This is a genomic window from Bacillus sp. 41-22, from assembly GCF_025809295.1.
GTDB classification, from domain to species: Bacteria; Bacillota; Bacilli; order Bacillales; family Bacillaceae_G; genus Bacillus_A; species Bacillus_A mycoides.
In genome coordinates this window covers 2,953,185-2,967,527 of the sequence record NZ_CP084035.1, presented here as the reverse complement: position 1 = coordinate 2,967,527, position 14,343 = coordinate 2,953,185, and the positions used below count along the sequence as shown (strand labels likewise).

Sequence of the window (14,343 nt, the reverse complement as noted above, 5' to 3'; positions counted from 1 at the left end):
TTAAGATAGGAGAATTTCTTTTATGCAACCCGAACTTACGCAAGACAAAGTGTATTCAGTTTCATGGTGGGGGGGGATTTTGGCTGTACTGTTTGCGGTTTTGGGGACGAATATTATCGTAGGAGTATTTATTGGCATTCCGTCTACGATTTATACAGAGTTTATTACTATGCAAGAACCAACTGCCCTTCACGTATCTGTCGGAGATACGGCGTTTAGATTTGGAAGATTAATTGTATTACTGTTATTCATTTACGCATATGATCCCATTAAAAGATTAGTCATACCAGCTTTTAACTTCCATGTGTTAAAAAAAATCAATATGTATATATATGTACTTCTTTTCCTTGCAGCAAGTTGGATTATATATTTATATGTTCTTGAACCACTATTTCCTCATGCAGGAGAAGAACAATATGTAGCTTTAAAATCAGAAATGCTAGATCAATATCCCATTCTTTTATTTCTCAGTAGTACAATACTTGCACCCATTGTTGAGGAAATAACCTACCGCGGTATCATCTTACGCTTGTTCCAAGAGCGCTTCCCATTTTGGATTGCCGCAATTGGATCAAGTTTTCTTTTCAGTATCGCTCACTCATATTCAGTTGGTGTGATGATAGATACTTTCATTGGTGGGATGTTCATGGCGATATTATGTAAGAAGACGAATTCCATTATTCCAGCTATTTTACTCCACATACTGAATAATGCACTTGGTTAAGCGGTGACTTCCTTTCATATACACCAATAATTTAAATATAAAAAAGGTAAGTGGATACACAAAAAATTGTACATTTTCACCGGGAGATGCCAATATTATCGTTTTGGGGTATTTGCTTTTCTTAGCTTGATTGTGATGTGGTGCTACCCCTGTTAGTAGTAATTTTAATATTACTATAGATAAATTATTTTTAGAACTTTACTTCCGAGAACGAATTGTATGTTTTTGCTTAACGTTGTTTTTTCAAAAATGCTGGCAGTACCCCTTGTTCATCAACCTAAGGTTTTTAATTATCCCCATAACGAAAGTTTCAACTTTTTACAATTATTTATGAGCATTCAGCTCAATTCTTTCGTTATGGACAACCATCAATTTCTTCAGTTGATGGTGATGGGGCACTACTCTATAATGGTCAAATTAAAATTTAAAACAGTTATAGAGACTCCATCCCTCGGAAATATTTTAACTATTAAGTTGTAAAAAGATATGATGCGAGGAAGTTTTTTGTAAATCAAAAAAAATTGATTGATCAGTTGCATAAAGAACTAAACAGCGTATATACTGTAAATATCAAAAAAAGTTGATGAAGGGAGAGTGAACTAAAATGGCACAAGATTTTAAGCTCTATGAGAAAAAATTTAAAGCATTAGCTGATCAGAAACGGTTAGAGATTATGTATGAGCTTTGTCAGCGAGGCCAGACGTGTGTATGTGATTTAACAGAGATTTTTGAAATGACGCAATCTAAGTTGTCATATCATTTAAAGATTTTATTAGATGCAGGTTTAATTGTAAAAGAAACAAAAGGCACGTGGAGTTATTATGATTTAAATGATGCGGAAGTAAATAATTTATTATCAGAAGAATTGTGCTGTATTTTTAGAAAAACAGGAAAAGGTAGCTGTTGTTAAAATTTTATACTATTAATCAAAAAAAATTGATTAATAACATATAAAGAGGAGGAGTAAGCTATGAGATATGTTCACGTTGGTATAAATGTTACGGATTTAGAGGAGTCTATCGAATTCTACGAAAAGGTATTTGGTGTGTCACCAGTTAAGGTGAAAGTAGATTATGCAAAATTTTTATTAGAGATGCCAGGACTTAATTTCACGCTGAACGTACGAGATGAAGTGAAGGGAAATCAGGTAAATCATTTCGGTTTCCAAGTGGATACTGCTGAAGAAATTACATTACATAAAGAAAGATTAGAAAAAGAAGGTTTCTTTGCGCGTGATGAGATGGATACGACTTGTTGCTATGCAATCCAAGATAAGTTTTGGGTAACAGATCCTGATGGGAACGAGTGGGAATTCTTTTATACAAAAGCACAGAGTGATGTTCATAAAATTGAAGAGTCATCTTGTTGCACGACTTCTAACGTAGTAGAAAAAAATTCTTGTTGTTAATAGGAGATGGAAAATAAAATGAAACGTTTATCTTTTCTAGATCGATATTTAACACTATGGATTTTTCTAGCTATGGCTGTTGGGATTGGTTTAGGGTTTGTGTTTCCTAGTGTAGTAGAAGGACTGAATACATTACAAGTTGGAACGACGTCCATCCCGCTCGCTGTCGGTTTAATTGTTATGATGTATCCACCATTAGCGAAAGTTCGTTACGAGGAAATGGGCCGTGTATTTAAAGATGTAAACGTATTGGTTTTATCTTTAGTACAAAACTGGATTATCGGACCTGTACTTATGTTTGTTTTAGCAATTATTTTCCTTCCTGATAAGCCAGAATACATGGTCGGGCTCATTATGATTGGTTTAGCACGTTGTATTGCAATGGTAATTGTTTGGAACGATCTTGCTGATGGGGATAAAGAGTATGCGGCAGGTTTAGTGGCTTTTAACTCAGTATTCCAAATGTTATTCTTCTCCGTTTATGCATACGTGTTTGTAACAGTCATTCCAGAATGGTTAGGAATTGAAGGGGCTATTGTCGATATTACAATGGTAGAAGTAGCGAAATCAGTATTTATCTATTTGGGAATTCCTTTTATAGCAGGTATGTTGACACGCTTTGTACTCGTTAAATTAAAAGGAAGACAGTGGTATGAAAAGGTGTTTATACCTAAGATTAGTCCACTTACATTACTTGCATTATTATTTACAATCGTCGTTATGTTCTCTTTAAAAGGGGAAATGATTGTTAGCGTACCACTAGATGTAGTAAGAATAGCAATTCCGTTATTAATCTATTTTATTGTGATGTTTTTTGTTTCTTTCTTTATGGGAAGAAAAATTGGTGCAAACTATCCGGTGACTACAACGTTAGCATTTACAGCAGGTAGTAATAATTTTGAGTTAGCAATTGCTGTAGCAGTTGGTGTGTTTGGTATTCATTCAGGCGCAGCATTTGCAGCTGTTATCGGGCCGTTAGTTGAAGTACCTGTAATGATTGCACTTGTAAACGTTGCTTTTTGGTTTAAGCGTAAATATTTTAATGATCAACCAGTATAATTTAAAAATAAAGGCGGAAAACAACATGAAAAACAAAAAGACAATCTATTTCTTATGCACAGGAAATTCATGCCGAAGCCAAATGGCAGAAGCATGGGGCAAACAATATTTAGGCGATAAGTGGAATGTATATTCTGCAGGAATCGAAGCACACGGAGTAAATCCAAATGCTATTAAAGCGATGAAAGAAGTAAATATCGATATAACGAATCAAACATCGGATATGATTGATTCAAATATTTTAAATAACGCTGATTTAGTCGTTACGCTTTGTAGTCATGCAGATGCTGTGTGTCCATCTACTCCTTCACATGTGAATCGTGTTCACTGGGGATTTGATGACCCGGCAGGAAAAGAATGGTCTGAATTTCAACGTGTTCGCGATGAAATTGGGGAACGTATAAAACGATTTTCTGAAACAGGGGAGTAAATAAAGGAAAGAGCTAATCTTCTATCGTATAGGGGATTGGCTCTTTTTCTATACATAGTCACTACTGCATTGGTTTACAACAACTATCTCAACGAATGCAGAATATTATGTAAGAATGATATAGTTAGAATGGTAGTCTGTCTCTATTAAATTTATATATAGAAAAAAACACTATTGGTAATTAACAATGAATAAAATTTTGGTTTTTAGAGTAATCGAGATAGTAATCATAAAAAATAGCGTGTAATAAAAATTTTTTCACATGAAAGGAAAAAAGGGTGAAACACATAATAAAAGACGTATTAATAAATTATTTTAAAGAAATTCATTCACTAGCAGTGGAAGAAGAGCTACATAAAAATAGCTGGAATACAGATTTACACTATAAAATTATGGTGAATGGAAAGCGATATTCCGCACGGTTTATCAATAGCAAGCGAACAATCAATCCAGCTTTTGGGGCGTTATCAAACGAACAACTGATAGAGCAAGTACGTTTTACGTATTATTTACGCGAGCATGGAGTCCTTTTTATGCAAATTAATAAAAATAGGTCAGGGGAGTCATTTACATTAGTCGCTTGGAATGATGAACAATACCGATTTATATTGTCTAATTGGATTGAAGGAGAACATATTACACTCTGTACGGAAGCTATCGCAGAAGCATTTGGAAAGGAAGCAAGAAAGGTTCATGATATTTCTAGTGCATTTCAAAGCGCGATTTTTCAGAAGAAATCTCATTTGGATGGGTATGTTGAGTTTATTAATATGTTAGAAAGCAAGACAAGCGCATGTAAGGAATTGCGGGAGTATATAGATCTTGCTAAATATCATATAGACTGCGCATATACGAGTGAATTAGAGTTTATTGTACAAACAGACTTAAATCCTTTGAATGTTTTATGGGGCTCAAGTCAACAGGTAAAAGGAATTGTAGATTTTGAATCTATTAGTTATGTTGACCGTATTGAAGGGTTAGCCTTTTTAATAAAATGGTACTCTCGAACGAAAGGAATACAGTCGCATAAAGTATGTCCGGAAGTTGCTAGAGCATTTTTAGAAGGGTATAAAGCTAATAACATTTTAACTTCAAATGATTATAAAAGACTTTCTTCGTTGCTATGGTTATCCGGTAGTTTAAATTGGAACTTCGTTAAAAAGACGATGAGTCTATTAGGTGACGGGAGAGAATTAGAGGAACATTTGAAAGTTTATAGAGTAAGGGGAGAAAGGTTGTCTTCATTGTTTTAATTTGTAGATAACATTTCTTCTCTTTTGGGATTTATAAAACAAAGCATATGAGGTGTTCTAAAAATGAAAATACAAATTGTAGTGTTTGACGGTTTTGGAGAGCTTGTCTCCTTTGCACCTTTTGAGGTATTGAAAAGAGCGATAGAAGAAGGGGCTCCGTTTACGGTTGAATTAGTTTCTAGTGAACCAAAACAAGAGGTTACTACTTCGTTTGGAGTTACGGTTAAATTACATGATTTTTTACGAATGGATAATCGTCCAGATTTGTTAATTGTACCTGGTGGTGGCTGGAATCATAAAGCTGAACATGGGGCACGAAAGCAAGCAGAGCTTGGTAATTTGACCAAAATGATTAGAGAGATGCACGATGAAGGAACAATTGTTGCTGGAGTTTGTACAGGAGGTATGTTACTAGCTGTATCCGGTATATTGAATGATAAAAAGGCAACAATGCATCATTTGGCGCAAAATGAAATTAGTCAATATGGAGCAGAACTTCTTCATTACAGAATTGTGGATCAAGGCGATATTATTACTGCAAGAGGAGTTACTTCAGGAATTGATTTAGGTCTTTGGATCACGGAAAGGTTTGCAAGTCCAAAAATTGCAGCTGCTGTTGAATATAGAATGGAATACGAGAGGCGAGGTGTTGTTTGGAAGTAATTTGAATTCTTTTTTATTGGCGTAATAATAGGGTGCTTGCTGTAGTGAAGTGAATCCGAATAGTGGTACATGAAAAAACACCTCCTGAATTTGCATATTAAGTATGCGAATTCAGGAGGTGTTTTTCGTTTGAAGACAAGAGTTCATTACTCTGAAGAAATAAAGTGGAAAGTGATTCAAATGAAAAAGAATGGGTATTCAAATCGTACCATTATAGAGACACTTGGAATTAAAAATACTACAATTGTGTGCGAATTCAAGAAAAATCAAACCACCTGTTCCCTATCCCCTAAAGAATATAGGGAACAGGTGGTTTAGGTATTTTGATATGTGTTCCGATTTTGGGGGTCACTTCAAAAAAAGATAAGTGCTTTTTATTTTTTAGCAACCAGGTAAGACAATCTCCACATTAAAATCAAAATATATATAAGAACTATCTCGACGAATGCTTACTAAAGTTGCTGTACCATTTACTTGTGAAAGTCCATTTACACATAATAGAGGTAAAGATCCATCACAGTTATAGCAAAGAACATTGTTTATTTGTACAACATCATTTAAATATGCACTAAATCCTGTTCTTGGACCTGTACATGGAAAAAATTGAGCTGGAAATCCAAAATAGAATGGTAAATTTCCAACTGCAGTAATTTGAGATACAGAAACATTACATTCTATAACACCACAAGGAGTAGTTACAGATGCTTGAGCATCACATTGAGCAACATTAAGTTTTAAATAAAATGGATCTGTAATTACAGGGAAAGTATCACCAACATGTAATGGCTCTGGAAAAATAATTGATGAAGGATTACTCGTACCGGCCGTTAATCTAATTGTCCCAGAAGTATTTATGACGTTTTGACAAGGAGTAGAACAGTCTAATAATTGTTCTACATCTGATGTACTTTCATTATCTATCTGAATTTTTTCAGAAGTGTTTAAAACTTGATTTAATTCCTCCATTTTTTCACACACCTTTAATTCATTTTTAATCTGCCTTAATAAAAAATGAAATTAAATAAGAATTAGTACATGTATCACTTGTTTTTGGATGTGAGGTATTAGTTCCTAAATAAAATTTTTCTTTTTCTGCAGTGGATTTCTTATAAAATGAAATCAATCATAGAGTGCCTTGCTCCGACTTGAACAATCTTAATTTTACATCACATCGCTATCAAGCTAAGAAAATAGAGCTACCTCCAGAATGAGGTTTTGCCCTAACTTGCAATAAAAAAGCTCGTTTTTTCGTTTAAGGTGGATCTGTTTTCTTAAGTTGATGGGCAGGTGACGGTACCACATTTAAAGAAATTTAGTTTTGTTAGCTTAATAGTAATTCAACTTTTAATTTTTCACTTTACTATTATTAGATTTGTTAGGAGGGGTATCATTTATTTGATATAATTAATGGATGTGAATCAAGAAATAGATAGAAAGATACTGCTAGTAATTTATACTTAAAATGTAGGGAGATTGAACAGAGTTATGGGGAATGAAAAAGAAATTAGTTCCGCTAAATTAATATGGAAGATGACGCGCCCACATACATTAACGGCGACGTTTTCTCCTGTAATTTTAGGGACAGTGTCATCACTTTATGTTGCCGAAATTCATTGGCTATTATTTATTGCGATGATGGTTGCATGTTTAGCGTTGCAAATAGCAACGAATTTATTTAACGAGTACTATGATTTCAAACGTGGATTAGATACCGCTGATTCTGTTGGCATCGGTGGTGGAATTGTCCGTCATGGATTGAAGCCAAAAAATGTATTAGCAGTTGCGCTTTTATTGTATGTGGTAGCAGCATTTATTGGCATTTATATTTGTATGAATAGCAGCTGGTGGTTAGTTGTCATTGGTTTAATTGGGATGGCGGTTGGCTATTTATATACAGGTGGTCCATTACCAATTGCGTACACTCCATTTGGAGAATTAGTTTCTGGATTGTTAATGGGGACATGTTTTGTACTCATTGCTTTCTTTATTCAAACGAATACTATAACGATTGAAAGTATATTGATTTCCATTCCAATTGGAATTTTAGTAGGTGCAATTAACATGTCGAATAACATCCGAGATATCGAAGAAGATATTAAAGGTGGAAGAAAGACGTTGGTAATCCTCCTTGGGAGAGAAAAAGCAGTGGTAACACTAGCTGTAGCCTTTTTAATTGCTTATTTATGGATTGCCGTAATTGTGTTGATGGGTTATATAAGCCCTTGGGCATTAGTTATGTTCCTAGGTTTGAAAAAGCCAATCTCTGCTATTCAAAGCTTCCAAAAAGGAGCAAAGGATCCCGGGTATATGCGCATCGCAATGAAATCAACAGCGATGACAAATACGATTTTTGGCTTCTTATTATCAGCAGGACTATTAATTAGTTACTGGTTTTAAATAAAAAATATTTTTAAGTGACTAAACCCCGATTTCTCGATTTTAATATAGAGAAATTGGGGTTTTTATTTTTGTATTTCTTTAATAATGATCAAACTCTATTATAAATCTACATTATTTAATAGATTAGTTGAGATAAAGATCAGGATAGTGAGAGGAATGCTTTTTATATTTGTCTAAGTTATAGAGATTTTCAATAAAAAAATAGTAAAATACAATATTTTTTTATTGAAAAACGATAAATGTTATGTTAATCTTTAAAAAAAGATAGACAAGGATGAAGAAGAATGAAAAAAATAGTTTTAGTTGGACTTTCTACCATAACTTTAATTATTATTGGTTTTGTCTCTTACATTACATTAACAACGAAAGATCCATTAAGTGACAAAGAATTTCCAAAAACTCAAGAAAAAGCAAAGGCAACTGCTATTGAATATTTTCAAAAAGAAAAAAAGTTAGATGTTGTTATAACTAAAGTTGGAGTAGTGGGAGAAATAGGATATAAAGTTTGGATCGAAGGACATGAGCTGAATAATGAACAACAAAAAATTGATGCAATTATAGATGTTGCAAAAGAAGATAAATATAAAGTAATAAGTTCTAATATCGATTATTACGTATAGTTGATATTACTTTATTAATATAATTTATCATAGAATGCGACCTTTAAAATGAAAAAGCGCTATCCTGTTTGTAGAAATATACAGAAAGGATGGCGTTTTTGTATGGATTTTTTGATTCAAGATGAGTTTCATTATTTGTTGAAGAATTACAGTTATCTCTGCATTTTATCTTTATATCAGTATGCTATTATCTTGATATAACTATGTTGCATTTAGTAGTGACAGAAATAGTGAAAGATTTCTAATTGGTTAAAATATAAAATGAACTATTTCTTTATAAAAATAAAATTAATCGTGGGGAAGATGAAATATGCAAAGAACAATTTTAATTGTAGAAGATGAAGATATTTTACGTGAAATCATGAAGGATTACCTACTAAACGAAGGGTATAACGTCTTAGAGGCGATTGATGGGAAAGAAGCGTTATCTATATTTGAAGAACATGAGGTACATTTAATTATTCTAGACATTATGTTACCGGAATTAGATGGTTGGGCGGTTTGCCGGCGAATTCGGAAGAAATCTAATGTACCTATTATTATGCTAACGGCTCGGGTGGATGAAGATGATACCTTACTCGGATTTGAAATGGGAGCGGATGATTATGTTACAAAACCATATAGTCCTCCTATTTTATTGGCAAGGGCAAAACGATTAATTGAAAGCCGATATTCTTCCACTATTAATATATCTACTGAAGACACATTAACTAGTAGTGGTATCCATGTACATTTCCCTTCTCGTACAGTAACTGTAGATGGGGAAGACATAAGTATGACACATACAGAATTTGAAATATTAACGTATTTCATGCAAAATCAAGGGATTGTGATTTCGAGAGAACAACTAATCACTAAAATTTGGGGTTATGAATTCGCTGGGGATGATCGTACTGTTAATAGTCATATCCGTAATTTGCGTCATAAATTAGGACAAAAAGCGACTTGTATTGTAACCGTTGTGCGAACTGGTTATAAATTTGAGGGACAGGTATGAAAAAAGGAATTGTATTAAAGTTATTTATATTAACTACGGTATTATGCACACTTATTTTAGTGACTATTTTTATTGGACAAACCATATTTTTTAAGCAATATTATTCGAATCGAAAAGTTAATGATATTAAAACGAATATTCAATCCTTTGAAAAGGCATATATAAAAGCTGGAGATGACGCGAAAAGGATTCAAGAGTTGGAACAAAATTTCTACCAAGATAATGCGACATGGATTACAACGCTAGATAGGGTAGGGAATATAAAATATGCAAGTGATTTTTCTTTAGAAATTCAGTTAGATCCTAACGGAAATAACACCTTTTCTGAACGTTTAATTCAGATACCGTTGTATAGTTTTGTTAATTTAGAAGATATACAAAGGATAAAAGATAGTTTAGAACAGGGGAGTCATATTATTATCGATGGAGTGCAGGAAGGTGATGCAGTAGTCCCTGCGATGTTAACAATAAAAGAGAAGAATATTGGTTTGGAGAACAAGCAGTTGTCAGAGAAGTTATATGGCCCAAAAGTCGCATCTTCAAAAGAAAATTCACAGTTATATTTAGCAGGAAGTATTAAGAACGTGCAGTTACCGGAGGGTACTGTAGGAAGTAACTCTATTTATGGAAATCGTGTGTTAATAGATAGAATAAAACAATTTCAGGTTGATTTAATATTAAATCAAAAACCAAATAATATTACTTCTACAGAAATAGTCGATTATGAAGAAAATGATATTAAATATAAACTATTAATCAAACCAACAATAGATGCAGATGGTAAGGTAAATTATATATTTGCTATGACATCATTGCAACCAGTTGATGAAGCTGTGCAAATGATAAAGGATTATTATGTATATTTAATTATCTTTGTTTTGATTTTAATCGTTTTGATATCGTTCTATTATTCAAATAAAATCGCCAAACCACTATTACAAATAAATGATACTACAAAAAAAATCGCTGGTTTAGATTTCTCAGAGACGATACCTATTACTACAAAGGATGAAATAGGTGCTTTATCACAAAATATTAATACACTTTCTAAGGCTTTGCATTCGTATATTAATCAATTGCAGCAAGATATAGAGAAAGAAAAGCAATTAGAAAATACACGTAAAGAATTTATCGCGGGTGTTTCACATGAGTTAAAAACACCTTTAAGTATTATGAAGAGCTGTATTTCAATTTTGGAGGATGGTGTTGCTAGTAATAAAAAGGATTATTACTTTAAAGCAATGTCAAAAGAAGTAGATAAAATGGATATGCTCATTATTGATATGCTGGAGTTAGCAAAATTCGAGTCTGGTACGTATAAAATGGAAATGGATGTTTTCCATATTGATGAGATGATTGATTATATATGTGAGCAATTAACCTCGGATATAACAGCTAAGCAATTACATGTGCATAAACAACTTTCTAAAATTGAGGTAGTTGCAAATCCACATCGAATAGAACAGGTGGTTACTAACTTTATTACGAATGCGATTCGTTACACACCAGAACAGGAGAATATTATTATTTCTACAATAGAAGAGAATGAACGTGTAAAAGTATGTGTAGAAAATAAAGGAGCACATATTGAACTAGAACATTTAGAGAAAATATGGGATCGTTTTTATCGAGGAGATACGTCTCGTCAACGCTCCAAAGGTGGAACAGGATTGGGCCTTGCTATTTCAAAAAATATATTAGAGCTGCATGGTGCGGAATATGGTGTTTCGAATACAGAAGATGGAGTGTTATTTTTCTTCTACTTAAATAAAAACGTGTAGAATTTTCATTCTACACGTTTTTATCATTTTTAAACAAAATCGACATTATCTGCATTTTATCTTTATCAGCATTCATTAATATCTTCATTAGAAAGGGAATGAAAAGCTGATAAGGAGATTGTTAAAATGAAAAAAAGAGTGACATTGCTTTTATTTATAATATTAATAATGGGCACAGGAGTTAGTTTCATACATGCTAAGGGGCATAAAAATATATCACAAGAGGATTTACGATTAAGAGGAAAAACAATTGTAATTGATCCAGGGCATGGTGGAGGAGATAGAGGGACGAAAGGAAAGAAATTTGGAACGATTGAAAAAGAGCTTAATTTAAAAGTAGCACAAAATATAAAGAAAGAATTAGAAGAAAGAACGGATGCAAAAGTTATATTGACGCGTGAAAAAGATGCGAGTTTACTTTCAGAAACAAAACAAAAGGAAGAATTGCAAGCGCGTGTCAAAGTAGTGAAAGAACATGCGGGGGATCTTTATATTAGCATTCATCATGATGCTTTTGAGGATACAAATGTAAAAGGAATAACAACTCATTATGGATCTAATAAAAGGAAAGATAAAAAATTAGCTAAGATCGTACAAGAAGCTATTTTTGATCAAAATATAGACAGCCGAGATCGAGGTGTTCATGGCAGTGATTTTCTTGTCTTACGAGAAAATTCTTCTCCGGCTATCCTAATAGAATTAGGGTTTACATCTAATGCGAGTGATGAAAAAAGAATGAATTCAGAAGAATTCCAAGCAAAATCGCAAAAAGGAATTGTGGATGGCATTATTAATTATTTTACGATGTAATAAAATAGAAAAATACTATTCTTTCTAAATCTTAATTAGGAAGAGTAGTATTTTTTATTTTGGGTGTATATCCAGTTTTCAAATTAAAAACAAATATTTTTCTAAAGAGTGGATGCAATACGCTATTCTTTAACTGATTTCGACATTATCTGCATTTTATCTTTATCCATCTCTATTAATCTATTTATTGTAAACACCGGGTGAAACTAATGATTCAGTCGAGTAAAGGCTCAGCCTTATAAATAATGAATATGAAAATTAATAGGGAAAGGATCGAAAAATAATGAAAGAATCACAAAGTAAGAAAAAAACAAGTCGATTAACTAAGGTAATAATATCTCTAGGAGTTGTTTTAGCAACGACCTTTTTCACCTTCTTTTTAATTGGAAAATGGCACTCTATCCCAGCGAAGGGAGTAGCTAATGAAAGTATGAAACAAGTTAATACGCAACAACAAGAAAAGAAAAAGGAAACATCACCAGCAAAACAAAAAAGACCTGATGGAAAACCGGTAGGAAAAGTTGTCTATTTAACATTTGATGACGGTCCTAGCGAATTGACTGGGAAATTTTTAGATGTACTAAAAGAGCAAAATGTTGCTTCGACATTTTTTATGCAAGGTAGTAATTTACAAAATACAGGTTTTCAGGAAAATGTAAAACGAGCAGTAAAAGAAGGACATTATATTGGTGCACATAGTATGACACATAATAGTGATAAGCTATACAAAAAGGGACAATTTGTACCAGAGATGAAAGAAACGTTAGATCTTATCCATAATATTACGGGCACAACTCCTAAACTAGTCCGTCCGCCATATGGATCTGCACCAGGATTAAAGGGTGAGGAAATTCGTAATCAAATTGTAGAAGCAGCAATAAAAGTTTGGGATTGGACAGTAGACTCAAATGATTGGAAATTAAAAGATAATCCAACTCAGATTATCGAAAATGTAAAAAAACAGACAACAGAAGAAGTAGAAGTTGTTTTAATGCATGAAAAAGCACAAACATTACAAGCTCTTCCTGAAATTATTAAATTTTATAAAGAGCAAGGGTATGAATTTGGGGTATATAATGATGAGGAGCATTTTCGTCTAAACTTCCAAAAAGATCAACGTCTATAGTATAAACATAGTTATTTTAAAAGGTGTTTTTATTACTAAATCAATAATTAAGCCAAAAGTCGATTTCCTATACGATAAAGAAATCGGCTTTTTCTTTATGAAATTTTACTTTGTGTATGAAGCCTGTGTTTTAGGATGAATATATTGAACTCATTTTAAAACGGCATTTGAGGGTTCATATTATTTTTTCTAAATTTATTAGTTAAGATTATTCGACAATTATATAAATAATCATTTAAAGTATAAAATATACACATCTTAGGGAGGGCATATATGTGAAGAAGTGGATGAAAATTGTTCTTTACTCTTTACTAGGTATTTTACTTATAGGAAGTATTACGTTTTTGACTTGGTCTCAGTTTACTTATAAACCAACGAAAGAGGCTTTGTCGTTAGTAGATGATAAAAAAGATGAAGGTAATATAGTATTTGGAGAGAAAGATGCTAAAATAGGGGTTATTTTTTATCAAGGAGCTAAAGTAGAAGCTGAGGCTTATAGTTACTTAGGAAAAGCTCTTGCAAAAGAGGGGCATGTTGTAGTAATGCCTAAGTTACCATTAAATTTAGCGATACTTGGAATCAATGCAGTAGACAGTGTAATTGAACAGTATCCTGAAGTTCAAAAATGGTATGTTGCGGGGCATTCAATGGGAGGAGCTATGATTTCTAAGTATGCCTTTCAACATGAAGACAAGGTAGACGGGATCATTTTCTTAGGTTCGTATCCTGCAGATGATTTCTCTACTAAATCGATTCCAATGTTATCAATTTATGGGGAAGTAGATGCTTTAGCAACTGTAGAAAAAATAGAGAACAATAAAAAGTTAATGTCAAAGAATACAGCTATGCACATGATAAAAGGCGGAAACCATGCTCATTTTGGCATGTATGGTGAGCAAAAAGGTGATAATGCGAGCTTAATTACGTCAAAAGCACAACGAGATGAAACAGTGAAAGTAATTGAAGAATGGTTATTAAAACAATGATAGCGAATGTAATAAATTTACCGAAAGGATTCTCCCATCTCAAGCATGTGTAGGAAGATAGCCTAACGGTAGGTAGGAGAGATAAT

General features: G+C 32.9%; 15 protein-coding genes and 1 pseudogene. 15 read left to right on the top strand and 1 reads right to left on the bottom strand.

Annotation, left to right across the window (positions count from 1 at the left end):
• Nucleotides 1-22 precede the first annotated feature (22 nt).
• From LCF45_RS15210 to LCF45_RS15175, 8 genes and pseudogenes are all read left to right on the top strand, one after another.
• Nucleotides 23-724 carry a CPBP family intramembrane glutamic endopeptidase gene (locus LCF45_RS15210; RefSeq protein WP_050000580.1) on the top strand — a complete coding sequence of 234 codons (702 nt, stop codon included), beginning with the start codon at nt 23-25 and terminating at the stop codon, nt 722-724.
• Between the two features lie 604 nt (nt 725-1,328).
• Nucleotides 1,329-1,634, top strand: a complete 306-nt coding sequence (gene arsR, locus LCF45_RS15205) for an arsenical resistance operon transcriptional regulator ArsR (RefSeq protein WP_000046006.1) — start codon at nt 1,329-1,331, stop codon at nt 1,632-1,634.
• A gap of 60 nt (nt 1,635-1,694) precedes the next feature.
• Nucleotides 1,695-2,132, top strand: coding sequence for an ArsI/CadI family heavy metal resistance metalloenzyme (locus tag LCF45_RS15200; protein WP_003190012.1), 438 nt, complete (start codon nt 1,695-1,697; stop codon nt 2,130-2,132).
• 18 nt (nt 2,133-2,150) lie between these two features.
• Nucleotides 2,151-3,191 carry an ACR3 family arsenite efflux transporter gene (gene arsB / locus LCF45_RS15195; RefSeq protein ID WP_016127231.1) on the top strand — a complete coding sequence of 347 codons (1,041 nt, stop codon included), beginning with the start codon at nt 2,151-2,153 and terminating at the stop codon, nt 3,189-3,191.
• Nucleotides 3,192-3,216: 25 nt separating this feature from the next.
• Nucleotides 3,217-3,621: an arsenate reductase (thioredoxin) gene (gene arsC / locus LCF45_RS15190; RefSeq protein ID WP_000791428.1), complete on the top strand. Its 405-nt coding sequence runs from the start codon at nt 3,217-3,219 to the stop codon at nt 3,619-3,621.
• A gap of 278 nt (nt 3,622-3,899) precedes the next feature.
• Complete coding sequence (locus tag LCF45_RS15185) at nt 3,900-4,874, top strand: phosphotransferase enzyme family protein (RefSeq protein ID WP_002013620.1); 975 nt, start codon at nt 3,900-3,902, stop codon at nt 4,872-4,874.
• 63 nt (nt 4,875-4,937) lie between these two features.
• A complete protein-coding gene (locus LCF45_RS15180; RefSeq protein ID WP_000701587.1) occupies nt 4,938-5,537 on the top strand; it encodes a DJ-1/PfpI family protein in 600 nt (199 codons plus the stop codon).
• Nucleotides 5,538-5,666: 129 nt separating this feature from the next.
• Nucleotides 5,667-5,801: pseudogene (locus tag LCF45_RS15175) on the top strand (IS3 family transposase); the annotation flags it as partial.
• 117 nt (nt 5,802-5,918) lie between these two features.
• Here LCF45_RS15175 and LCF45_RS15170 read toward each other — a convergent pair.
• Entirely contained in the window at nt 5,919-6,503 is a 585-nt protein-coding gene (locus tag LCF45_RS15170) for a hypothetical protein (RefSeq protein ID WP_003190019.1), read from the bottom strand.
• Nucleotides 6,504-7,022: 519 nt separating this feature from the next.
• Here LCF45_RS15170 and menA point away from each other — a divergent pair.
• From menA to LCF45_RS15135, 7 genes are all read left to right on the top strand, one after another.
• Complete coding sequence (gene menA, locus LCF45_RS15165) at nt 7,023-7,934, top strand: 1,4-dihydroxy-2-naphthoate polyprenyltransferase (RefSeq protein WP_002128034.1); 912 nt, start codon at nt 7,023-7,025, stop codon at nt 7,932-7,934.
• Between the two features lie 287 nt (nt 7,935-8,221).
• Complete coding sequence (locus LCF45_RS15160) at nt 8,222-8,557, top strand: hypothetical protein (protein WP_263892906.1); 336 nt, start codon at nt 8,222-8,224, stop codon at nt 8,555-8,557.
• A 310-nt stretch (nt 8,558-8,867) separates the two neighbouring features.
• Nucleotides 8,868-9,554 carry a response regulator transcription factor gene (locus LCF45_RS15155; RefSeq protein WP_078203546.1) on the top strand — a complete coding sequence of 229 codons (687 nt, stop codon included), beginning with the start codon at nt 8,868-8,870 and terminating at the stop codon, nt 9,552-9,554.
• The gene (locus tag LCF45_RS15150) at nt 9,551-11,335 is read left to right on the top strand and encodes a sensor histidine kinase (RefSeq protein WP_078203545.1); all 1,785 of its coding nucleotides are present in this window, start codon (nt 9,551-9,553) and stop codon (nt 11,333-11,335) included. Before LCF45_RS15155 ends, LCF45_RS15150 begins: the two co-directional genes overlap by 4 nt.
• A 126-nt stretch (nt 11,336-11,461) precedes the next feature.
• A complete protein-coding gene (locus tag LCF45_RS15145; protein WP_002128029.1) occupies nt 11,462-12,145 on the top strand; it encodes an N-acetylmuramoyl-L-alanine amidase family protein in 684 nt (227 codons plus the stop codon).
• Nucleotides 12,146-12,428: 283 nt separating this feature from the next.
• Nucleotides 12,429-13,271, top strand: coding sequence for a polysaccharide deacetylase family protein (locus LCF45_RS15140; protein WP_002128028.1), 843 nt, complete (start codon nt 12,429-12,431; stop codon nt 13,269-13,271).
• Between the two features lie 275 nt (nt 13,272-13,546).
• Nucleotides 13,547-14,257 (top strand): alpha/beta hydrolase, encoded by a 711-nt coding sequence (locus LCF45_RS15135; protein WP_078203543.1) that lies wholly within the window; start codon nt 13,547-13,549, stop codon nt 14,255-14,257.
• Nucleotides 14,258-14,343: the final 86 nt, after the last annotated feature.